The following is a 23,605-nucleotide window of genomic DNA, read 5'->3' as shown; positions in this document are numbered from 1 at the left end:
GTACGGAATTAAGTCTATCGTGACAGCGTCACGTAGTTTAATTTAAATAGAGGTTGAACTCGCTGCCGGTGGTGTAATATCACTAAACGCCTGACGATAACGCCTAAAGATATATACGCACCATAACAGAGACAGAAAGCTTAACCCAGCCCCGACATAGCCGATATTAGTCATTCCTAAATGGGTGATCACTTGGTTCCCCAATAACGCCCCGCCACCAATACCTAAATTAACAATGCCAGAGAAAATAGCCATTGATAGGTCAGTCGCATCCGGTGATAAATCAATCACTTTAACCTGCATACCTAAACCAATACACATAATCGCCATTCCCCAGAAAATAGTCAGCAGAATTAATGACCAACTTTCACCGCCTACCTTCATTAAGAATAACAAACTCACGGTTAACATCGCTATCGCTGCCGGTAAGAAAACCAATCCTAATTTATTACTATAGCGACCAAAAATTACACTACCAATAATCCCTGCACCACCAAAAATCAATAAAATCAAGGTGGTAAAATCTTCACTTTGACGAGCAACTTCACGCACAAAAGGCTCAATATAGCTATATGCCGTAAAGTGTGCGGTCATCACAATCACCGTTAATGCGAAAATACCAACCAGTGCAGGTCGTTTTAAAATTACGGGCAAACTTTTAAAGGTACCAGAATGTTCGCTCGGTAATTTCGGTAAAAAACGCACCAGTATAATCATAGTAAATAAGGCAATAGCACCAATACATAAAAAGGTAACTCGCCAGCCAAGCCATTGGCCAATAATTCGTCCAATTGGTAACCCAAGTACTGTCGCTAAAGCCGTTCCGGTGGCCAATAACCCTAGAGCTTGAGCTTTTTTACCCGGCGGGGCTACCCTAATGGCTAATGAGGCTGTTATCGACCAGAACACCGCATGTGATAAAGCTATCCCAATGCGTCCGCCAACCAATACTTCAAAGCTCCAAGCGAAGCCTGAAACGATATGACTGATGACGAAAATAATAAATAAAATCGCTAATAATTTTCTACGCTCAATTTTACTGGTTAATAACATTAACGGTAATGACATTAATGCCACAACCCAAGCATAAATAGTTATTATCAACCCAGTATGTGCCGCTGACATATTAAAACTTTCCGCTATATCACTTAATAAAGCAACGGGCACGAATTCAGTAGTATTAAATACAAAAGCGGCAATAGATAAGGCGATAACCCGAGTCCACGCCGTTTTTCTAGAAACCTGTGATATATTGTTCATAGTTTATTTGCTTAATCCGTAAAACATGGCACACAATATTTAGCCCTTAATATATAACGTAATAGCCGATATATAAAATACACAATAGTAATTAGATATTATTGTGTACTACGGACAATCAATAAGTTTTTCAGGCATTTTTGTTATTGCAAATTAAAATGTCACATTAACAAAATAGTGAAAACGCAATGTGTGAACTATATCACGTTTATTAAGCGTTTTAAAATGAACAAAAATTCAATTTAACAGATATGATTAGCGGCTAATTAGCTGATTCCGTAGCATTCTTACAGCGTTAATTAATTCATGTGCAGTCAAACCGATCGGACCAATACCTTGAGATACTAAGTCGTCTGCGGCTTTACCATGTAACCATACACCCGCTCGTACCGCTTCTGAAAGCGGGATATTTTGGGCCAGTAAACTACCAATAATACCGGATAGTACATCGCCACTCCCGGCAGTCGCTAATCCAGAATTTCCTGTCTCATTAACCCAAGTTTTTCCATTGGGTGCAGCAATCACTGTTGCATGGCCTTTTAATACAACCCAGCAATGATATATTTTTGCCAGCTTTATTGCACTTTCAACTCTATTTTGTTGTATTTTTTCCACACTACAAGCTAATAATCTTGATGCCTCTTTAGGATGCGGCGTAATAATACAATTCTCAGTTAATTTTATCGTTTCAGCCTGTATTGATAATATATTCAGTCCATCTGCATCAATTAAAACTTTGGCTCCATTATTAATATACTGCAACATATTTTTTATTAATATAACTGCGGCTAATTGCATTCCTAATCCACAGCCAATCACCCATGCGGTGATATGCTTATTATTAATTAACTCATTAGCAATATTTAATATTAGTTCAGGTGCATTCTCTACTATTGCTAAAGGTAATTTATTTTGATTAAAACCAATGATAACTTTACCACAGCCAGTTTTTAATGCTGCACTTCCTGCTAATACACAGGCACCATTCATTTGTGGCGCGCTGCCAATAATTCCCAGGGTGCCAAAGGTACCTTTGTTACTCTCTTCAGGGCGAACAGCCGTTAAATAAGGGAATCGTTGGGCTAATAAGTCTTTTTCGGCTTGCGTCAGCATGGTTTACCCTCCTGACTGTATAAATTAGATAAATTTAATCGTCATGTTTAATTAGTTTTTTAAATTTTAACCGATTCTTTTATGGTAAAATTAGTCAATCATTCAGTAAATTTCAAGGAATATAGCAATGAAAAACAATTTCCCAACATCTGCAGATATCAATGTATTGGCTGATGAAGTTACCTGCTTAAAAAATCTATTAACTCATATGCTCAAAGCATTGGGTCAAGCCGATGCCGGTAAAATATTGATTAAGATGGATCGTGAAGTTGCCGCAATGGAAGATTGCAGCCAAGCAGAAACCTATAAAAGCACCTTAGAACAAATTAAAACAGCTTATCGCCAATAAATAACTTACTAGGTAAATACTAAAAATATCTCCGAGATATTTAGCCCCTTCAGTGCATCATCTATTCTGAAGGGGCTTTTTTAGCCATCAATTTGCTGGTCTAAATCGCTGACTACTGCGCGCTAATCTTTAACTTTTCCCGCATAAAGATCTTGGCAATGTGCAATATAATCCGCTAATTGAATCTGCTTATTTCCGTATTCCCAGCTTTTTTGTTCTTCAAAAGCCCAGACTTTATACACCAGCCCTAAATTAGCCGCCGCCATCCCCACTTCTTTATATATACGATGATAGAATCCCTGATCATTTTGATAAATTTCAAATTTAAACGGGATCAAGCGCGCAGGATTAACCGCATTGATAAAATCATTACCGAATACTAATGTTGCGACTAATGTATCCATAAAGCTTCCTCTGCAAGGTTTTAGTTATTGTCTAATATAATGTATTTATCCAATATGACTGTTCAATTAGCTATTAATATTAACTCTTAATAGAATAGCAGCTTATCGCGATAAAATTATTTAGCCATGATATTCATCATATTCGACGATTCAAAATTATTTTGTGTTCATTAAAAATAAAAACTGCACCCTACTCCGTACTATTTCAACGTTTGAGGTGCAGTCAATATGACTTTTTAGCGATTTAATGCAATTATTTCAAATAATCACCAGAACGTAGAGCTTCGATGCGTTTATCTAATGGTGGATGAGATAAAAATAATTCACTGAATGATTTACCATTACCATTGATACAAAATGCCATCATACTGCTGGCTTCTTGTGGCTCATAACTGGTTTTTAAGCGCTGCAATGCGGCGATCATTTTCTCTTTACCAACTAATTGAGCCGAGCCTGCATCTGCATGGAACTCGCGATGACGAGAGAACCACATAGTAATGATGCTGGCCAAAATACCAAACACAATTTCAAGCACCATCGACACGGCAAAATAGACCATAGGATTACCGTTGCTGCTTTCATTTTCATCATTATTATTAGATAAAAATCCAGCCACTACTTGAGCCAAAATACGTGAGATAAAGATAACAAAGGTATTTACTACCCCTTGCAATAAGGTCATTGTTACCATATCACCATTAGCAATATGACTAATTTCATGAGCAATAACCGCTTCTGCCTCGTCACGGCTCATATTTTCTAATAATCCAGTACTCACGGCCACCAGCGAAGCATCTCGACGTGCACCGGTCGCAAACGCATTAATATCTGGCGCATGATATATCGCCACTTCAGGCATTTTTATGCCTACTTGCTGTGATTGGCGTTGTACGGTATTTATCAACCAGCGTTCAACATCATTACGCGGAGATTGAATTACTTCACCACCGACCGATTTTAATGCCATCCATTTAGACATCAGCAGTGAAATAAACGCACCACCAAATCCAAATAATCCCGCCATAATCATTAAACCTGAAACACTACTGCCCTGTATTCCAGTTAAAGAGAGTATAATCCCGAACACAAACATTACCGCGAGGTTTGTAAGCAGGAATAAAGCTATACGCATCATATAATTTGCTTTCCTTGGTTAAAATAATATTACACGAATTTAATTCGGTAGAATCTAACGCTATAAATAAGGCTTTCTCACAATTTTTCAAGCCTTTTACCACCTCAAACATAAAAATAAACATAACTTTACATAATTGATAACAAAGCTCACTAATTAGCGAATTATTAATCAGTTATCTTAGCCTAATTTGAATTTAACCTGCTGTTTTCAATGTCATGAAAGTTAGCATAAAACGCCTGGAATAGACCGAAGAGTTAAGCTGAATAACTGCGCTGAATAACTATACTGAATAAACACGGATGGGCTAATAGCATAAAGGTAGATTGAAGCAAATCCCTTCACTCCAATCTAATTAAGGCTGGTATTTCAATCTGCTAATCGCAAGCAGATTACTTAATCTGTGCCTGAGACTATTTAGTTAACAAACGGCCTGAAGGTACATTAATCGTATCAATCGCAATATTAACGCTTTCATCTAAATAAGGATCAGGACCTTCATAATCCTTTGGTAAATCATCAATTGATTTTAATAAAGGTTTACCTTCTTTAGCATAGCGCGCATTAATACGTTTAAGTTTCGTTGCATCAATTTCGCTATTTTCTTTTTCACGCTGAGCATAATTAAGAGAAATAACATCTTTATTTTCTTTATTAGCCTTATAACGCGCAATATCTTCTTCAATATAGTTAAACTCAGGATTTTGACTAATCCGAGCTTGATGTTTGGCCGTTAATTCTGCCACTATCGGCTTAACATCACCTTGAATTTCATAACTTGCTGCGGGAATACTGTCCCAAGGCAACGCATTATCTTCAAAACTTTCACCGGTTTCAGCTGGATCAACTCCCGTAGGCATCACAATATCTGGTGTGACCCCTTTTCGTTGGGTACTGCCGCCATTAATACGGTAGAATTTTTGTATAGTATATTGCACTGAGCCTAATGAAGGCCATTCTGGACGCAGCATTTGGTCATAAACTCGACTTAAACTGCGATGTTGCTGTACCGTACCTTTACCAAAAGTCGGCTCACCGACAATTAATGCCCGACCATAATCTTGCATTGCCGCCGCAAAAATTTCAGAGGCTGATGCACTAAACCGGTCAACCAATACTGTCATGGGGCCTTTATAATAAACCGCATCATCTTCATCGATGTCTTGGCGTACTTGTCCGTTATTATCACGGATTTGCACTACCGGACCACTCGGAATAAACAGGCCAGATAATGAGACAGCTTCGGTTAACGCGCCCCCACCATTACCTCGTAAATCAATTACTAAGGCAGAAACATTATCTTGCGCCATTTTTTGTAATTGGGTTTTAACATCATTGGTCAGACCAACATAGAAGCCTGGAATATCCAGAACGCCGACTTTTTGGTTACCAACTTGTTTAATCTTCAATTTAACTGCGCGATCTTCCAGACGGATTTGCTCGCGCAAAATAGTAATGGTTCGCGGTTTGGCACTTTTGCTATCCGCTAAGACTTCAAGGCGAACTTTACTGCCTTTGGGTCCTTTAATTAACGCGACTACATCATCAAGGCGCCAACCGACTACATCGACCATACCTTTACCTTGCTGGCCCACTGCAATAATTTTATCGCCGACCGCTAATGATTTACTTTTTGCTGCTGGCCCACCGGGAACCATAGAATTAATTACAGTATAATCATCATCTTGACGTAATACCGCACCAATACCTTCAAGAGATAAACTCATTTCCGAGTTAAATTGTTCGGTACTGCGAGGCGATAAATAGCTAGTATGTGGATCAATTTCGCGCGCGAAGGCATTCATGATTAATTGAAAAACATCTTCGCTTTGACCTTGAGACAAACGCTTAATCGCAAAATTATAACGTTTGGTCAGAGTTTCTTTAATTTCTTTATCATCTTTACCGGTTAACTTGAGATTGAGCCAGTCATATTTAACTTTTTCATCCCATAACTTATCCAGTTCTTGGCTATTTTTCGGCCATGGGGCTTTGCTACGATCTATCTGAATCGTATCATTACCATCAAAATTCATCGGCTGATTTAACCGATTTAACGCAAACTGAAAGCGTTCATATCGGCGTTTTTGCGATAAATTAAACAAGTCATACAGGGCATCAAGCTTACCATCTTCCAGCCACTGTCCCACTTTTGTTTTATCTTTGGCGTATTTATCGACATCAGACTGTAACAAGACATTATGCCCATAATCCAACATGTTTAGATAACGATCAAAGATCTTAGCTGAAAAGTCAGCATTTAAATCAAATTGGCGATAATGAGAACGAGTAAACCGTGAGGTAACTCGCTCACTCACAATGCCATGCTGTGGATCTTGTTTTAGCTCGGGTAACTGACTCGCCGTGATTGCGGTCACGGCTTGTGTATTTGCTATTGCATTGCCAAAGGTGGCAAGGCTTAAAACAAAAGCGACTTTTAGAAGTTTGCTCATGCCCAGGTTGACCTCCGTATCAGAACTTTAAATGTTCCGCGCGCACCATCATTGCCAATCCAGTCGGTAACTGAACTCTGACACCATCTTTGGCAATTTCCAATACTGACGCATCCATTAAGCTCTGGCCAATTTTGACTTTCAATAACTGACCGACTTTTAGTGCCGTAATGTCAGTGACTGATTTCAATGCAGGTTGAGGAGAGTGTCCAGCAGGTTTACGCGGTTTGGCAGTTTGGTTTGACGAACGATTTTCACGTTTTTCACTGTCTGCAGTACGACGGCGAGGCGTGCTATTTTTTGCCGGAGCAGTGCGTGGTGTTTTTTCACCAGCAGCTTTCTCTTTTTCAGCCGCGCGTTTTTGTGCACGTTGAGCTTGAACACGCGCTTTTGCTTCAGCAAGCTGAGCCTGCGCATGTTGAATATGTTCTGCTTCTAACTCGCCACAATCATTACCATCAAGATCAACACGTTTAGCCCCTTCTTTAACACCGTAAAGGTAACGCCAGCTTGATGTATACATGCGTAATGCTGTACGCAACTGAGTTTTACTTATACCATCTTCATCCTTCAAACGTCCGACGATATCTTGGAAGATACCAATTTTTAATGGACGCGCTTCTCCCTCAGCGATAAAACAGAGCGGAAAACGCTCAGCCAGAAAAGCGATGACTTCTTTACTACTATTCAACTTAGGTTGATTTTCCATGAAATTTCCTGATAACAACGATTTTGCCAACCAGCATGGGCATGAACAAGCGGACATTATAATAGCGTTACAAACAATTACCACGCCCTGATTAAGTTAAGTTACCCTTAATTATTGATATTTTGCCATAGAACATAGCGCGAGATGTTGGCACAACTGGCTTACAAGCATTTTCAGGCCAATTTCATCTTCTTCATCGAACCGTTCAATATTTGGGCTATCAATGTCCAAAACTCCCAAGATCTGACCATTTATCTCTAAAGGCAGCACAATTTCAGAGTTACTTGCCGCATCACAAGCGATATGATCAGGGAATTCATGCACGTCGGCAACCCGCTGGATCTTATTTTCTGAGAATGCGCTTCCACATACCCCTTTACCAAAAGGAATTCTGACACAGGCAATTTTACCTTGAAAAGGACCAAGCACTAATTGCTGCCCATCTCTGAGATAAAATCCCGCCCAGTTAATATTTTCTAAGCGTTCAAATAATAATGCACTGGTATTAGCTAGACTGGCAATAAAATCATACTCTCCAGCCAATAGAGCAGACAAACTATCCGTAAGCTCACGATATAAAATCTGTTTATCCATAATGATATCTTCTAGAAATTAACCAAGTTTCAATAATGCGCACCATAAACCACCGAAGAACAGGTTATCAGGATGTCACTTTGTGGTAAAATTTATTCCGTTCACAGAACTCAATAAATTACCTTATAGGCAAATTCGTGCCATCATAAGCACGATAAATCAACAATAACGGCACTAATAGCTGCAATATTCAGGTGACTCTGCGCAGCTTTTTCCGCGTATTAATGCCAACATGCGCGGTATTTTTATGTTGAGTCACCCATAGCGAACATTTTTATATGGCTCAGATTAATAGGTGTGACACAATTTCGCAACGTTGTTGTTATTGCGATCAAAAATTACAGCTACCTGCGGCGCGATATACCCAACAAGCACTGATTTGTCCGCGCTGTAATAGTAAATTAGAAGATGGCAATAGTTGGTCGCTCAGCCGCTTAACTGTCTTAGCTATTTCTATTCTAATTTTGGCCCCGATGGCTTTCTGGCAACCTTTAATCTCGATACATCTTTTGGGAAGCCAAATAGATGCCAACGTATTTACTGGCGTCAAATTAATGAGTCAACAAGGCTCGCCATTAACGGCGGCGATTGTGGCGTTTTGTGCCATTGCCGCCCCGCTATTTTTACCCTTATCGATTCTTTATTTATCTTTAGGATCCCGCATCGGGATGAATTTACGGCCGATATTATTAGTCTTAGGCCGCTTAAAAGAGTGGGTGATGCTGGATGTCTATTTGGTTGGATTAGGTGTAGCGGCCATAAAACTGCAAGATTACGCGACTATTTTTATCGGTAATGGCTTAATCGCTTTTATATGCATCACTATTTTAAGCCTTTTAATGCTCATTCACCTCGACCTTGAACGGCTGTGGTCTCGATTTTATCCACAAGCTTCTCATGGCGCGGAAAATAACGCGCTAATCTGCCGCGCCTGCGATTATACTGCGCCACCTAATAAACGTGGCGTTTGTCAGCGCTGTCATCGTCCACTGCATGCCAGAGAACCCGCCAGTATGCAGAAATCTTGTGCTGCATTAATTGCTGCTATGGTTTTATTATTTCCGGCCAATTTATTACCAATATCAATTGTTTATCTTAATGGTCAGCGAATGGAAGATACAATTTATTCTGGCGTAGTGTCATTAATTCAATCAGGAAACTGGCCGATTGCGCTAATTGTGTTTATCGCCAGTATATTTGTTCCTTTTTTGAAAATAATAGTGATGATAATCCTGCTAATATCTATCCGCATTAACAGCGCATTAGACCCGATATTGAGGATGAAATTATTGAGATTTGTTTCATGGATTGGCCGTTGGTCAATGTTAGATTTATTCGTTATTGCTCTGATGATGACCTTAATTAATCGAGACCAATTAATGTCATTTACGCTAGGACCAGCCGCTTTTTATTTTGGTACCGCTGTCATTCTCACCATTCTTGCCGTTGAATGGCTTGATAGCCGTCTAATTTGGGATACATATGCAAAAAAAACCACAACCAAGTGAACCCTCAGAACCTGAAGTGCCGGTGATGATAAAACACAAAGCTCGAATTTCTCCCTTTTGGTTGCTGCCACTGGTCGCGATTTTTATTGCCGGCTGGCTATTACTGCAACAATGGTCACAGCAAGGAACCGAAATTACGATCCAATTCTCATCAGCCCCGGGCATCGTGGCAGGAAGAACCCCTATTCGCTATCAAGGGGTCGAAGTGGGTATGGTTAAATCAGTCGCAATTAGCCAAAATATGCAAACCATCAGTGTCACGGCGAGTATTCATAAAGACATGAAATCGGCACTGCGTGCAGGCACTAAATTTTGGTTAGTAACTCCCAAAGCCTCATTAGCTGGCGTCTCTGGCTTAGATGCTCTGGTTGGAGGCAACTATATAGGCATGATGCCGGGAGAAGGCGCGGAAGCACATAATTACGTCGCACAAGATAGTCAACCTCAATTTCATATGGATGCCGGACAATTACTGATTTATCTCAGCGCCTCGGATTTAGGCTCACTGCACGAAAACTCAGCGGTCTATTATCGTAAAGTCCCTGTCGGCTATATTTATGATTATTCTATTTTACCTGACAGCCGAGGTGTCTCTATTGCGGTAGTAATTGAAAAACGCTATGCCCATTTAGTCAAACAAGACAGCCAATTTTGGAATGTTTCGGGTGTACAAGGCGAATTTGATCTGCGTTCAGGTGCCAGTGTTAAAATGGAAAGTCTTTCTGCGGTTATTAATGGCGCAGTTGCCTTTGACTCGCCAGAAAACAGCCCTGCCGCTGAACAAGATCAAAACTTTCCTTTATTAGCCGCCAGAGATATCGCTAATATTGAAAACCAATATGGACCCGAAAGTTTACGCCTGACATTAACCTCTCCCGAAACCTACGGTGTGAACGCAGGACAGCCTATTGTCTATCGAGGGATCAAAATAGGTGAAGTTTTAGCCCGTAATCTCTCCAATGAAAATGTCATTTTCAACATTGGTATATTGGACGAGTATCGCCACTTAATTCGAGAAAATAGCAAATTTGTCGCCAATAGTCGGGTAGATGTTCAATTTGGTTTAAATGGAGTGCAATTTCAAGGAGCAACACCACAAGAATGGTTAGAAGGTGGTATCCACTTGCTGGCTGGATCAGGCGCACCCACAAATAGCACTGAAACCTATCCTCTCTATCGCAGTGATGAAAATGCTCAAGCGGGTGTGATAGGCTCGGAACCAACGACATCAATCACATTAGAAACCAATACGTTACCCGACATTCAGGCTGGATCTATTGTTCTTTATCGTCAATTTAAAGTTGGCGAAATAGTCTCAATTAAACCGCATGCCAAAGGGTTTAGTATCAATGTGCATATTTCGCGCCAATACCGTAATTTATTGACAGATAATAGTGTGTTCTGGGCAGAAGGTGGAGCCAAAGTCCAATTAAACGGCCATGGGCTTACCGTGCAGGCCGCTCCACTTAGCCGAGCGATTAAAGGCGCTATCAGCTTTGATAACTTTTCCGGCGTAGTGGTAAATGACGAACGTCGGCATACCCTGTACCCTAACGAAACTGCGGCTAAAGCCATAGGTAGCGTGATTACCCTCACAACCTTCGATGCTTCTAAACTGTCCGTAGGAATGCCTATTCGTTATCTCGGCATCGATATCGGCCAAATTGAATCGATGAAACTATCTGCCAACAAAAGTGAAGTGCATGCTCAAGCGATTTTATATCCCCAGTATGTTCAATCATTCTCTATAGCGGGCAGTCGTTTTGCTGTAGTGACGCCAGAGCTATCTTCTGCGGGCGTGAGTAACTTAGATTCACTGCTGCAACCTTATATTAATGCAGAGCCCGGCCGAGGCACAAAAAACCGTTATCTCTTTGCCTTACAAACCGCCAACATTACTGACTCACGCTATCTTGATGGTATGACTATCGTACTTGATGCCAGCGAAATAGGCGCCTTACAAGTTGGAACGCCGATTCTATTTCGCGGTTTGGAAATTGGAACAGTGACCGGATTTACGTTGGGCGAACTGTCTGATAGAGTCTATGTTTCAACCAGAATTGGTAAAGAATATCAATATCTTATTCGGGATAACACTGAGTTTTGGTTAGCTTCTGGATACAATTTATCCTTCGGCTTAACGGGTGGCGTAGTGAAAAGCGGCACCTTTAAACAATTCGTCCGTGGAGGAATCGCCATTGCTACACCACCGACCGTACCTTTATCCAATCCGGCTAAAGCCGAACAGCATTTCATCCTAAAATTAGAGCCACCTAAAGATTGGCAGGAATGGGGAACGGCAATCCCTAAACGATAATGCTACAGGAGGTGCATATTATGAGAATATTGCACCTCCTTTTTATTTAGTGGCTAAATTTATTTTGGAAATAGATTCCATTTATACTATGCTGTATAGCGTGAGTATCAATAATGTAACAATTGAATTACCTTCCAGTAACTCAATGAATGCTTGTTATTATTGTTCCTTGAACGGCTTACTGCAGTATTAGCTGATTACCATTAAATGAAATTAGGGGTTACTGATGAACATCGTAAAATTGAAAATATCTTCCTATGAAATCGATGATGCTATTCTTTCTGATAAACAAACGTCTATGGTACGTATCCCGTGTAATTCAGATACCGAATTTTGTATGCAGTTGGATGGCTGGGATGAACACACCAGTATTCCCGCCACCATCAACGAGCAACCGGTGCTACTTTATCGGCATCTGTATGATAAAGAACGTGATCACTGGGTTATGCGAGTCGCCTAATGTGTATGTGTAAACAGCATGACGTCATGATAGTAAAAAAAGAGGCCAGATAAATTCCGCTTATCTGGCCTTGGGAAAGGGCTCTGCTTGAGCCATGCGCTAAAATCTTTCTAAACTCTTTATCTAAAATCTTTATCTAAACTCTTTATTTAAAATCTTAATTTTAATTTTGGTCTTAATTGATATAGCCTATAATTTTAATCTTAGCTGATTTACTTATTTTCGCCATTAATTACCTGCTCAATTTTACAGTTTTTTAACATTAATTTATAATTGATTACTGGTTTTTAAACAGTTCCTACTATTAGCAATTAAGTTATTTATCCTACGTAATGGATTTATTTGCCGTTATTCCTCAATATCTCCCCCCGATAAATCCGTATTAATTTTTTCAAATTTTAGCCATAAAAAAACCCAATATTATTGATTATTCGAACTAATCTATAATATTGAGTCTGTTGAACCAGTAATAATCAGATTTATTGCAAACTAATCATTATGGCATAAGCTTTGAGCCGCTTGCTGTATTACCGCAATGTCCATTTTCATCCCTGATTGTTGGGGGTCATCAAGCAATAAGATATCAATAGGCATTGCATTGATTTCACGATTTTTCATCTGCTGAATAGCAATATCGTTGATCGGATACTGCATTAGTGTGGCGGGATTAATCACCATTAATGCGCCATTGCTTCGGCACTCTAGCATCACTTCTTCTCGGGTAAAGGGCCATTTATCTGCCCCTATTTGTTTTTTGCTCACCGTCGTAATAGGCGCAGCAAGCGATGAAAAACTGATGCTGGTTAATAATAGTGTGAAAACAACGGATTTGATGTTCATGTATACTGCCCTTCACCTAAATTCATGATCAGTGATATTCATCAGCGATATTAATCTGATCGTCATGCGGGTTGATATGTTGCAAAAATAGCAACAGCGAGAATCGCCATTGTACCTAAAATTAGCTCGATCCAGCTATTAATAATCAAATATTGTAACCGTCCAGCTAACTTAAGTTTGGGCACCAGCACATAGCGATTAACCACCGCTAAGATTAACATCACCAGTACCAAGCCAATTTTTAGCCCCAGCAGTGATTGATAATCAGAGAAAGTAAAATTAATCGGCCAGCCCGGTAACAATAATAAGCTATTAATTGTTCCTGTGATTAACACCAAAATCACCGCGATATGTCCAATCTGGGAAAAGCGAGTCATCGTGCGAATAATAGAAGGCAGAATGGCAGGATCAAGATCCCCCGTGAGCTGCTGTTTGTCGCGCATAAACTGGATGCAAATCAAGAATGGCCATAATCCACCGAACCAATAAGCCGAGCTAACTAAATGAATGAATTGATTTATTTGATGTAATATACCGCGCATACCACTGTACATAGCCGCATGCCCTATAGTGGCATGTACCGCTAATAACCCGATGGAAATAATTAATAGCCCACGATTACGCCATCGCGGTGATTTTAGTGTTAATGCCGCCATCGCAGCCACTGACAAAATTAATTCCCAGCGCCAAGATTGACCGAAAGTCGTACCCAATACACTGATCCAAGTCGAGAAATCAAATGCGTCTTCCCAACCATCGCCCATTAATCCCGCTTGTATAAACATCCAAGCAAAGGTGGTCAATGCAGTTATCAATGTACTAAATATCAAGCCTTTTTTAAGCTGAGAAGATAAAAGTAACGCGAAGCGATCAACAGCGAGGGTGGCAGTGAATATGCTCATTCCGAACATTAGCATCACTGCCATAAAATGAATAAAACGAGTTAGGACATACAGCTGATCCAGAGACATTATTATTTTACGATTATTTCACCATTATTTTACTGTGAAACTATATTCACCTTTAGTTTTATGTCCGTCAACCGAAACAACGCTCCAAGAAACATCGTATTTACCACTGGCAAGTTTAGCCTTGATAGGTACGATTACTTTGGTATCGTTGGCGGCATCAAGTATCGGCTTACCGGTATCAACACGAGTATTATTTGGTCCGGTAATATTAACTTTAGTGAAGTTAACTTCAATTCCTTCAGAAAAGTTAAGTGTAATCGATTCAGGCGTCTGTTCTACTGATGCGCCTTCGGCAGGCAATTGATCGGTAAGGTGTGCATGAGCGAGAGCTTGCTGACAAGACATCCCTATAAATAAAACGGCGATTGCACTTAATTTGCGCCATGGCGATGTAATTTTATGAAGTGGCATAGTAACCCCTTAATTTGCAGGTGATTTTATTTGTAATGACAATTATTTTATACTAAGAAAGAACATTACGCTGCCACTAATTTGTACGAGTGTTTTATCCTGTGATACAGCACTCATTTTAGTCATTTCTACAAAGGAATATACCTAAAATGACATTGTTGACTAAATGTTAATTAATTGATGATTATTTGCGTGGTAATTATTGAGGTCAAATGAAGTGAAAATTATATATGCTTTAATAAACGATCAGAGCAAATAAATAGCTCTGGTCGTTTTATCGATATTATTCGAACGGAATTATAACTGATACCAATCAAACATGCGTTGCCGCAGACATTCCTTTTAAATCTTTATCCAGAATAAACAAGGATTTACCACTCTCACCTACCATATCCAATTTATCCAAAATAGATTTAAACAGTTTTTCTTCTTCATGCTGTTCAGAAACATACCATTGTAGGAAATTAAAAGTTGAATAATCTTGCGTAGTCATCGCTAAATGCGCCAGTTTATTAATCTCAGCAGTAATGAATTGTTCATGTTCATAAGTTGTTTTGAACACATCGGCAATAGAAGAAAATGCTGATGGTGGTGCTGCAATCTGACCTAACAGAGGCAATGCGCCAGTATCGCTCAGATAATCAAATAAACGTTGCATATGTTCCATTTCTTCTTTTGCATGGACTTTTAAAAACGCTGCCGCGCCTTCATAACCTTTATCACTGCACCACGCACTCATTTGCAGGTATAAATTAGCTGAATAAAATTCAAGATTTAATTGTTCATTTAATTTATTGATCATGTCTTTTGTAAGCATATTATTTATTCCTGTTTTTTATAATAAAATATCTGTGTATTATGCACACTATTACAAATAAATACACACTAAAACAAAAATAAAACAAAATATCACAATATATTGATTAATATTAACTTTTTATGAAACATCAAATAATAACTAATCTCATTCAATAAATATATTACGCAATGCGATTCATTATCTTTTAGCTATTTGTTATTTTAAATATCATTCAATTTTAATAAAGAATAATAAGATTTATTGTTATTTGCATTAAATTAAACTTATTATTTATCGATATTTTTCTTATTATTGAATTAAAATATCATCAATATAAAGATCTACGCTATCGCTTAAATACATTAGCTCTACAATGTATTTTCTATCATCACAAAAAAACCTTCAAAGATAGCCCCCCAGCTTAGACAAGACAGGTGAATAACAGGCTGCTAAAATACCGATATCATGGTGTATAACCCAAAATTAATAGGATCATACATGAGTTATAATTTGGCGGAATTGTCTAAATCAGAGATGGATAAAATTAATGTTGATCTCGCGGCCTCCGGCGTCGCCTTTAAAGAGCGTTATAATATGCCGATTATTGCCGAGCTGGTTGAACAACAACAACCCGAGTCTCTACGCGACTATTTTCGTGAGCGCTTAGTCTTTTATCGGCAACGCTCTCAAACGCTCTCGCGTTTACCTTACGAACCAACTATAAAATAATTTGATCAGCAAAAAGGAGAACTTAATATTCTCCTTTTTGCTAGCTACTCATGAATTATTTTATTGGCTGATAGGTAATAGTATTTTTTACACAATCAACTTGCACATTATAACGCAGATCTTTTTTTGCACCTCGGACATCAAGTGGTACCTGATAGCCCTCTGGGGTTTGAGTAATATTATTATTATTCACCCAAGCAACGGCTTTACTGCCTAATATTGCTTTCTCATCTTGCCAACGCGGCAGACGATTGTGCATAAAATCATTTTTTACTTGTGCGCCAATTTGCACTTCATTTAGCTTTTCACAGCTTATAAAATGGGCTGTTCTTGCCTCATCTGAGGTGGCGGCAAACGTAAAAGCACTGAATGTTAGTGCAACTGTGGCCAATATAAGATTCAGGCGGTTATTTTTTATGGTTTCCATACTTCCTCCGACAACCCTCTTTGGGGTAAATGTGCTCATTAAACAATGATTTATTTCAATGTTATTTGCTCGCTATTTGCTAACTATTTTCTAACTCACGAGACAGAAAACTTAAGATTGAAAAATATCAAAGTCTATAAGTAGCACATTATTTATCGGATTTTTGTGATAATGTTAATAAAACGTTTTAATTATTTGGTTATTTGCTCATTATCAACCTAATAATTTGCTACTATGCCTATCTTTGAGGCTGATCTTCATCAGCATCATCATCTTCAAAGCGCACATGTATCTGTTCTTCGTCTTTATATTGTTCACGAATTTCTTGAGCAACAATCATAATAGCTTCACCACTGCTCATACCGTCCGCCATCAATTGATGAATTCGTTCTACTGCAACCTGTTGTTGCGTATGATTTAGTGCAGGCATTCCAGAAAACATCGTTTATTACCTCTTAAATTAAACAACCGGGTTATAACATTGATATACAAGATTAAGATTTTCGATGCTATGACAATATTTATATGGCTAGATTTATAGGGTTATATTTCTATAATTACAGAAATATAGGCTAATAATTTTAATCACTGCGTTGAGGGATCTTCAATGCATAAGCAACTGATCGACTCAGCTGACTCTGGTTAAATTAATCCGTAGTTGATGAATGATGGGCTATGCTATCGCAACGGGCAAGCAATATAGCAGTATATCGTTATGATTTGTTAATTATCCCGAATTCCTGAGTCAGTAATAGCCAATCAGTGAGTCTTAAGTCAGCGATTTGATAACAATCCGCGCTAACCCTGTCAAGTAACCTATGATAATATTGTTACCGTATCTTGTTCAATTGGTTAATTAACGCCCATGAAATCTATGCTACAATCTACGCTACAAAAACGCTCATTACCGTATCATCCTAATGCCGCTCAAGATTATTTTTCCACTATTGCGCATTTACCTTGGGCTATGCTATTACACTCTGGCGCGGCTGATCATTCACATAATCGTTTTGATATTCTAGTTGCACAGCCGATAGTGACTTTAGAAACTCAGCATCATCAAACTATTATTCATGAAGCAGATAAAAGCTGGTCTTCCACCGACGATCCTTTTGCACTGTTACAGCATTATTTAGCGTTGTATCAACAACAGCCTGAATTCGCCACAGAGCCAAATTCAGCATTACCTTTCCAAGGTGGCGCGCTGGGTATTTTTGGGTATGATTTAGGGCGCTACGTTGAAAAAATACCTGAACTAGCGGCTAACCAGCTGGACTTTCCTGATATGGCGGTTGGCATTTATGATTGGGGATTAGTGGTTGATCACCATTTACAGCAAGTTACTTTATTCAGTTTTAATGATGTCGATACGCGTTTTGAGTGGTTACAGCAGCAACAAGCCGCAGAGCAGCGTCCATTTGGATTGACCTCCGATTGGTCTGCCAATATGACAGAATCTGAATACTATGAAAAAATTGCCCAAATCCATCAATATTTGCGCAGTGGCGATTGTTATCAAATTAATTTAGCTCAACGATTTACTGCCGATTATCAAGGGGATGAATGGGAAGCCTTCTTAGCCCTAAATAAAACCAATAAAGCCCCGTTCTCGGCATTTATACGCTTGCCTAAAAACACAGTGATCAGCGTATCACCAGAGCGTTTTATCTCTCTTGAACAGCGCCATATTCAAACCCGTCCGATTAAAGGTACGCTGCCTCGTTTAGCGGATGCCGCAGAAGATGCATTGCAAGCCGAAAAACTGGCGGCCTCAAGTAAAGATCGGGCTGAAAATCTGATGATTGTTGATTTACTACGCAATGATATTGGCCGAGTCGCCAAGCCCGGCAGCGTTAAAGTGCCCGAATTATTTGTAGTCGAGCCCTTCCCTGCGGTGCATCATTTGGTCAGCACCATTACAGCGGAGTTAGATTCTCAGTATCAAGCGACAGAATTATTACGCGCATGCTTCCCCGGAGGATCAATTACCGGTGCCCCAAAAGTACGAGCCATGGAAATCATCGAACAACTAGAGCCCCATCGACGCCATGGTTATTGTGGAGCGATAGGCTATCTCAGTTTCAGTGGCAATATGGACACCAATATCACCATTAGAACGTTAATTACCGACAAGCAGAAAATTTATTGCTGGGCGGGTGGCGGTATTGTGGCCGATAGTGTGGCTAGCAAGGAATATCAAGAAACCTTCGACAAACTTAGACTAATCTTGCCGCAGCTCGGAGAATTACACCAGAATGACCTGTCTAACTGATTTCATTCGTGATTTTCAGCTTAACGTCCCGGTTGCCGGAGTATCTTTTTCTCAACAGGATAAATCGGCAGCCGTGTTATTACCGATTGTTTGTAAACAACAACCGACCTTATTATTAACTCGCCGCGCCACAACTTTGCGCTCTCACGCTGGGCAAGTGGCGTTTCCCGGCGGCGCTGCGGATGCGACTGATGCCAGTTTAATTGATACCGCATTGCGCGAAGCCTTCGAAGAGGTCGCTATCCCCCCTAATCAAGTCCAAGTTCTCGGCCAATTATCCCCGATGAACAGTCTGGGCGGTTATCAAGTCACGCCCATCGTTGGCTTAATTCCTTCCGGAATTGATTATCATGCCAATGACGCCGAAGTTGATGATATTTTTGAAGTGCCTTTATTTGATGCATTATCTCTACATCAACATAAATATATCGATATTATCCGTTTTGGCACACGGCGACGGGTGTTCTTTTACTGGTATAAAAATCGCATGATATGGGGATTGACCGCGGCTATTCTTCATCAATTGGCATTACAACTTAATTAAATCGCTACTGGTCACATTACTTTCATTAAGCCACGTTTCATCACCGAACGACGGAGATGAATAATAAACAGTTCATGGTATGAATCTCACCTGGTACATCGCACAATTATGTCCACTATTTACTCCGCTATAGCGTATAATCAATTTACTGACTAATTGGCTTATTATCTATTTATGCCTCATCCAACGGGTTATTTTCTATATAGTCAAGTAGCGCCCTATAAAAGCAAATAACAAAACTCAAATAACCAAAATAAGACAGATAATTTGTATTATTTTCAACCCCTTTTGTTAAAAACTCTATGACAATTCAAAAAAACCTATAATCGTGCTGGTTTACATTATGAAATGAAAGTAAAGTAGCGCGCTTTACTATAAAACACCAAATAACTGTTCATTTTTAAGGAGTCAAGCGTGATAAGCGTTTTCGACATGTTTAAAGTCGGCATAGGTCCTTCAAGCTCTCATACGGTCGGTCCGATGAAGGCAGGTAAAGAATTTGTCGATGATTTGGTCGCTAAAAATTTGCTACCCAGCGTCACGCGTGTAACCGTTGATGTTTACGGTTCACTTTCACTAACTGGAAAAGGCCATCATACTGATATTGCTATTATTATGGGATTGGCTGGCAATTTACCTGCAACAGTTGATATCGAATCCATTCCTGGGTTCATTCAGCAAGTTGAACAAACTGAGCAACTGCCTTTAGCCAATGGGTTAAACGTGGTTGAATTCTTGCGTGATGGTGGAATGAATTTCCGTCACGATAACTTGTCATTGCATGAAAATGGCATGACTATTCATGCCTTTTCCGGTGATGACGAAATTTATACCAAAACTTACTACTCTATCGGCGGTGGATTTATCGTTGATGAAGAGCATTTCGGGCAATCAACACTCAATAGCAAACCGGTTTCTTATCCTTATAATTCAGCCTCTGAATTATTATTGAATTGCAAAAAAACCGGTTTATCTATTTCAAGCCTGATGATGAAGAATGAACTTGATCTGCATTCTCGGATTGAAATCGAACAATATTTCGCCGACATTTGGCACACTATGCAGGCATGTATTGAGCGCGGATTAAATACCGAAGGCGTATTACCAGGTCCATTACGTGTTCCGCGTCGCGCTTCTGCGCTGCACCGGTTGTTAACCTCATCCAGTAAATTCTCTAATGACCCAATGCAAGTTGTTGATTTAATCAATATGTATGCTTTAGCGGTCAATGAAGAAAATGCGGCTGGCGGGCGTGTTGTTACCGCACCGACTAATGGTGCATGTGGGATTGTTCCTGCTGTTTTAGCCTATTATAACGAGTGTATCGAACCCGTCACACCAGAACTATACACCCGCTACTTTTTAGCCTCTGGGGCTATTGGTATTCTGTATAAAATGAATGCCTCTATTTCAGGTGCTGAAGTGGGCTGTCAAGGCGAAGTCGGTGTTGCATGCTCGATGGCAGCCGCTGGACTCACAGAGCTATTAGGTGGCAGCCCTGAACAAGTGTGTATTGCCGCAGAAATTGGCATGGAACATAACTTAGGATTGACCTGTGACCCTGTCGCTGGACAAGTACAGGTACCGTGCATTGAACGTAATGCAATTGCCTCAGTTAAAGCGGTAAATGCGGCACGTATGGCTATCCGCCGAACCAGTGAACCCCGTGTTTCTCTGGATAAAGTTATTGAAACCATGTATGAAACCGGTAAAGACATGAACGCTAAATATCGTGAAACATCTCGCGGTGGTTTAGCGATAAAAGTTCAGTGTGACTAAACTATTTTTACTCTTTTTCACTATCCTTAATTATTCGCTAGCTAAATTAATATAAAATTTAACCGGCGAAATAAGAATATAGCCTTAGCATTTGCTAAGGCTATTTTTTATCCCACCCTTTATTCTGCTGTTTTTTTAGTCTTTTTTACAAGTTAATTCTAAATTACAGACATATTCTGTTACCGATAAAAGATAATAAATTCAACCAAACAAAAAATATACTTATAAAATATCTAAAATAGTAAAAATCAAAAACAATTCAACCTTTATAATCGATATAATCTGGTTTATTTTAATTTTCTGACGCAAAACAAGTTTTTTACCTTAAACAAAATGCTATCCTATTTAAAAGATGCAAAATTAATTATATTTACATATAGTTAACATTAGCTAATATTGTAATTTTAATAAGTTAAATTGATAAATGCCTAATGATAACTAGGTAGCTATTAACGTGTCGGTATATCCCCCGATATTTGGGATCCCACACATCATATTCATTAAAAATAATCGATCTCTCATTGGCATAACGGAGGAACAGTATCGGGTTACAGCATAGTGATAGCCAAGATTTTTGTTTTAGTTGCATAACAGAAAATTGGTTTATAGCAAGTATATCTAATTAAGAGGTAAAGATAGTGAGTATAGCTATTATGATTGGTACCCACGGGGTCGCAGCAGAGCAGTTGCTACGCACCACCGAAATGTTAATTGGCGAGCAAGAAAATGTCTCGTTTATTGATTTTGTGCCGGGGGAAAATGCTGACACTTTATTCGATAAATACAACGCCAAATTAACCGACTTAACCACTACTGACGGTGTTTTATTTTTGGTTGATACCTGGGGCGGCAGTCCTTTTAATGCAGCAACGCGGATCGTTAACCAAAATGACAATTATGAAATTGTTACTGGCGTTAATGTCCCGATGCTGGTTGAAACCTTCATGTGCCGTGACGATGGCCCTTCGATGGAAGAGTTAGTGACCGTGGCATTAGAAACAGGCCGGGGTGGAATCAAACCGTTCAAACTGCAAGAATCTGAACCTGAAGCCGTTGCCACACCAGCGCCGAGCCCTGCTCCACAAGCCGCACCACACGTTACTCCAGGTCCTGGTGGCCATATGGTGATCGCGCTAGCACGTATCGATGACCGTCTAATCCATGGGCAAGTCGCGACTCGTTGGACTAAAGAAACTGGGGTTAAACGGATTATTGTCGTTAGCGATGAAGTGGCTAAAGATCACGTCCGCTCTACTCTGTTAAAACAAGTCGCGCCTCCGGGTGTAACCGCCCATGTTGTTGATGTTGAAAAATGTGTGCGTGTCTATAACAACCCTAAATACGCCGGTGAGCGTGTGATGTTGTTATTCACTAATCCAACCGATGTTAAACGCATTGTTGAGGGCGGTGTTGAGATTAAATCCGTCAATATTGGCGGTATGGCTTTCCACGAAGGCAAAACCCAAGTCACCAATGCAGTATCGATTGATGACAAAGATGTCTCAGCATTCAATTATTTGAATGATCAAGGCATTGAGCTGGAAGTGCGTAAAGTCGCCTCAGACAGTAAAGTTCGTATGATGGACTTAATAAAAAAAGCAAAAAATTAATAACTCCACGTCGATAACTGCGGTGCGTTAATAACGGCGGTTTAACACGTATTTTTTATCATTACTCGAAAACAGAATTGCCAAACTCGTTTGGTTACAGGAGATTAACAATGGAACTTACCGTTGTTCAAATAGTACTGGTTTTCATCGTTGCCTGTATCGCAGGTATGGGGTCTATCCTCGATGAATTCCAGTTTCACCGCCCACTAGTTGCCTGTACTTTAATTGGTATCGTACTAGGTGATATGAAAACCGGTATTATTATCGGGGGTACGCTAGAAATGATCGCATTAGGTTGGATGAACATCGGGGCTGCGGTTGCGCCTGATGCGGCTCTGGCATCGATTATTTCTACTATCTTGGTTATCGCCGGCGGGCAAAATATTGGTGCAGGTATCGCACTAGCTATCCCTCTGGCAGCTGCCGGACAAGTATTAACTATTTTAGTGCGTACGGTGACTGTTGCCTTCCAACATGCTGCTGACCGCGCCGGTAAAAATGGTAATCTAACCGCGTTAGGGATTATCCATATTAGTGCGTTAGTGTTACAAGCCATGCGTGTAGCTATTCCTGCATTAATCGTGGCTGTGTCTGTCGGAACTTCAGAAGTGCAAGAGTTACTCAGCTCTATCCCTGATGTCGTGACTAATGGTCTTAATATCGCTGGTGGTATGATTGTTGTTGTCGGTTACGCGATGGTTATTAACATGATGCGTGCAGGCTACCTAATGCCATTCTTCTATTTAGGCTTCGTGACTGCGGCATTTACTGACTTTAACTTGGTTGCTCTTGGTGTTATCGGTGTGGTTATGGCAGTGCTGTATATCCAGCTTAGCCCTAAATATAACAAATCACAGGTTGTCGTCAGCCAATCCGGTAATGGCAATAATAATCTTGATAACGAATTAGATTAAGAGGGAC

General features: G+C 39.8%; 23 protein-coding genes. 10 read left to right on the top strand and 13 right to left on the bottom strand.

What is annotated here, in order from left to right:
* Window positions 1-42: 42 nt before the first annotated feature.
* Both M992_RS09190 and M992_RS09185 read right to left on the bottom strand, forming a co-directional pair.
* The gene (locus M992_RS09190) at window positions 43-1,260 is read right to left on the bottom strand and encodes a sugar transporter (RefSeq protein ID WP_053908248.1); all 1,218 of its coding nucleotides are present in this window, start codon (window positions 1,258-1,260) and stop codon (window positions 43-45) included.
* A gap of 255 nt (window positions 1,261-1,515) precedes the next feature.
* On the bottom strand, window positions 1,516-2,373 hold the full coding sequence (locus M992_RS09185; protein ID WP_053908247.1) for an NAD(P)H-hydrate dehydratase: 858 nt from the start codon (window positions 2,371-2,373) through the stop codon (window positions 1,516-1,518).
* A gap of 127 nt (window positions 2,374-2,500) precedes the next feature.
* Here M992_RS09185 and M992_RS09180 point away from each other — a divergent pair, with 127 nt between their 5' ends.
* Entirely contained in the window at window positions 2,501-2,722 is a 222-nt protein-coding gene (locus M992_RS09180) for a DUF2594 family protein (protein ID WP_053908246.1), read from the top strand.
* A gap of 122 nt (window positions 2,723-2,844) precedes the next feature.
* Here the strand turns inward: M992_RS09180 and M992_RS09175 are convergent, their stop codons facing one another.
* The 5 genes from M992_RS09175 to M992_RS09155 all read right to left on the bottom strand — a co-directional run bounded on the left by M992_RS09175 (window position 2,845) and on the right by M992_RS09155 (window position 8,017).
* The gene (locus M992_RS09175) at window positions 2,845-3,126 is read right to left on the bottom strand and encodes a hypothetical protein (protein ID WP_053908245.1); all 282 of its coding nucleotides are present in this window, start codon (window positions 3,124-3,126) and stop codon (window positions 2,845-2,847) included.
* Window positions 3,127-3,379: 253 nt separating this feature from the next.
* Window positions 3,380-4,261, bottom strand: a complete 882-nt coding sequence (gene htpX / locus M992_RS09170) for a protease HtpX (RefSeq protein ID WP_053908244.1) — start codon at window positions 4,259-4,261, stop codon at window positions 3,380-3,382.
* Window positions 4,262-4,674: 413 nt separating this feature from the next.
* A complete protein-coding gene (gene prc / locus M992_RS09165) occupies window positions 4,675-6,714 on the bottom strand; it encodes a carboxy terminal-processing peptidase (RefSeq protein ID WP_053908243.1) in 2,040 nt (679 codons plus the stop codon).
* A gap of 19 nt (window positions 6,715-6,733) precedes the next feature.
* Window positions 6,734-7,423 carry an RNA chaperone ProQ gene (proQ, locus tag M992_RS09160; RefSeq protein WP_053908242.1) on the bottom strand — a complete coding sequence of 230 codons (690 nt, stop codon included), beginning with the start codon at window positions 7,421-7,423 and terminating at the stop codon, window positions 6,734-6,736.
* 111 nt (window positions 7,424-7,534) lie between these two features.
* Window positions 7,535-8,017 carry a GAF domain-containing protein gene (locus tag M992_RS09155; RefSeq protein WP_053908241.1) on the bottom strand — a complete coding sequence of 161 codons (483 nt, stop codon included), beginning with the start codon at window positions 8,015-8,017 and terminating at the stop codon, window positions 7,535-7,537.
* A 278-nt stretch (window positions 8,018-8,295) separates the two neighbouring features.
* Between M992_RS09155 and yebS the strand changes: the two genes are divergently transcribed.
* The 3 genes from yebS (at window position 8,296) to M992_RS09140 (ending at window position 12,302) form a co-directional block, all read left to right on the top strand.
* A complete protein-coding gene (gene yebS / locus M992_RS09150; RefSeq protein WP_053908240.1) occupies window positions 8,296-9,525 on the top strand; it encodes a membrane integrity lipid transport subunit YebS in 1,230 nt (409 codons plus the stop codon).
* Complete coding sequence (locus M992_RS09145; RefSeq protein ID WP_053908239.1) at window positions 9,500-11,842, top strand: PqiB family protein; 2,343 nt, start codon at window positions 9,500-9,502, stop codon at window positions 11,840-11,842. The genes yebS and M992_RS09145 overlap by 26 nt, the downstream gene beginning before the upstream one ends.
* 226 nt (window positions 11,843-12,068) lie before the next feature.
* Window positions 12,069-12,302, top strand: a complete 234-nt coding sequence (locus tag M992_RS09140) for a DUF1480 family protein (RefSeq protein WP_053908238.1) — start codon at window positions 12,069-12,071, stop codon at window positions 12,300-12,302.
* Between the two features lie 489 nt (window positions 12,303-12,791).
* Here the strand turns inward: M992_RS09140 and M992_RS09135 are convergent, their stop codons facing one another.
* From M992_RS09135 to ftnA, 4 genes are all read right to left on the bottom strand, one after another.
* A complete protein-coding gene (locus M992_RS09135; protein ID WP_174721779.1) occupies window positions 12,792-13,136 on the bottom strand; it encodes a YebY family protein in 345 nt (114 codons plus the stop codon).
* A gap of 68 nt (window positions 13,137-13,204) precedes the next feature.
* Window positions 13,205-14,113, bottom strand: a complete 909-nt coding sequence (copD, locus tag M992_RS09130; protein ID WP_053908236.1) for a copper homeostasis membrane protein CopD — start codon at window positions 14,111-14,113, stop codon at window positions 13,205-13,207.
* A gap of 24 nt (window positions 14,114-14,137) precedes the next feature.
* Window positions 14,138-14,524: a copper homeostasis periplasmic binding protein CopC gene (copC, locus tag M992_RS09125; protein ID WP_053908235.1), complete on the bottom strand. Its 387-nt coding sequence runs from the start codon at window positions 14,522-14,524 to the stop codon at window positions 14,138-14,140.
* A 313-nt stretch (window positions 14,525-14,837) separates the two neighbouring features.
* On the bottom strand, window positions 14,838-15,341 hold the full coding sequence (gene ftnA, locus M992_RS09120) for a non-heme ferritin (protein WP_053908234.1): 504 nt from the start codon (window positions 15,339-15,341) through the stop codon (window positions 14,838-14,840).
* A 480-nt stretch (window positions 15,342-15,821) separates the two neighbouring features.
* Here ftnA and M992_RS09115 point away from each other — a divergent pair, with 480 nt between their 5' ends.
* Window positions 15,822-16,052, top strand: a complete 231-nt coding sequence (locus tag M992_RS09115) for a DNA polymerase III subunit theta (protein ID WP_053908233.1) — start codon at window positions 15,822-15,824, stop codon at window positions 16,050-16,052.
* A gap of 55 nt (window positions 16,053-16,107) precedes the next feature.
* On the opposite strand, the gene yebF is transcribed toward M992_RS09115, so the two are convergent.
* The gene (gene yebF / locus M992_RS09110; RefSeq protein ID WP_053908232.1) at window positions 16,108-16,479 is read right to left on the bottom strand and encodes a protein YebF; all 372 of its coding nucleotides are present in this window, start codon (window positions 16,477-16,479) and stop codon (window positions 16,108-16,110) included.
* Window positions 16,480-16,717: 238 nt separating this feature from the next.
* The gene (locus M992_RS09105; protein ID WP_053908231.1) at window positions 16,718-16,921 is read right to left on the bottom strand and encodes a YoaH family protein; all 204 of its coding nucleotides are present in this window, start codon (window positions 16,919-16,921) and stop codon (window positions 16,718-16,720) included.
* A gap of 432 nt (window positions 16,922-17,353) precedes the next feature.
* Here M992_RS09105 and pabB point away from each other — a divergent pair, with 432 nt between their 5' ends.
* The 5 genes from pabB to M992_RS09080 all read left to right on the top strand — a co-directional run bounded on the left by pabB (window position 17,354) and on the right by M992_RS09080 (window position 23,598).
* The gene (gene pabB, locus M992_RS09100) at window positions 17,354-18,751 is read left to right on the top strand and encodes an aminodeoxychorismate synthase component 1 (protein ID WP_053908230.1); all 1,398 of its coding nucleotides are present in this window, start codon (window positions 17,354-17,356) and stop codon (window positions 18,749-18,751) included.
* Complete coding sequence (locus M992_RS09095) at window positions 18,735-19,295, top strand: CoA pyrophosphatase (RefSeq protein WP_053908229.1); 561 nt, start codon at window positions 18,735-18,737, stop codon at window positions 19,293-19,295. Before pabB ends, M992_RS09095 begins: the two co-directional genes overlap by 17 nt.
* Window positions 19,296-19,709: 414 nt before the next feature.
* Window positions 19,710-21,074 (top strand): L-serine ammonia-lyase, encoded by a 1,365-nt coding sequence (locus M992_RS09090; RefSeq protein WP_053908228.1) that lies wholly within the window; start codon window positions 19,710-19,712, stop codon window positions 21,072-21,074.
* Window positions 21,075-21,712: 638 nt separating this feature from the next.
* Window positions 21,713-22,684 carry a PTS mannose transporter subunit IIAB gene (manX, locus tag M992_RS09085; RefSeq protein WP_211257337.1) on the top strand — a complete coding sequence of 324 codons (972 nt, stop codon included), beginning with the start codon at window positions 21,713-21,715 and terminating at the stop codon, window positions 22,682-22,684.
* Between the two features lie 110 nt (window positions 22,685-22,794).
* Complete coding sequence (locus M992_RS09080) at window positions 22,795-23,598, top strand: PTS mannose/fructose/sorbose transporter subunit IIC (RefSeq protein ID WP_053908227.1); 804 nt, start codon at window positions 22,795-22,797, stop codon at window positions 23,596-23,598.
* Window positions 23,599-23,605 lie beyond the last annotated feature (7 nt).

Source organism: Moellerella wisconsensis ATCC 35017, assembly GCF_001294465.1.
Taxonomy (GTDB): domain Bacteria; phylum Pseudomonadota; class Gammaproteobacteria; order Enterobacterales; family Enterobacteriaceae; genus Moellerella; species Moellerella wisconsensis.
The sequence above is the reverse complement of the archived record's forward strand: the minus strand, read 5'-3'. Positions and strand labels throughout refer to the sequence as shown.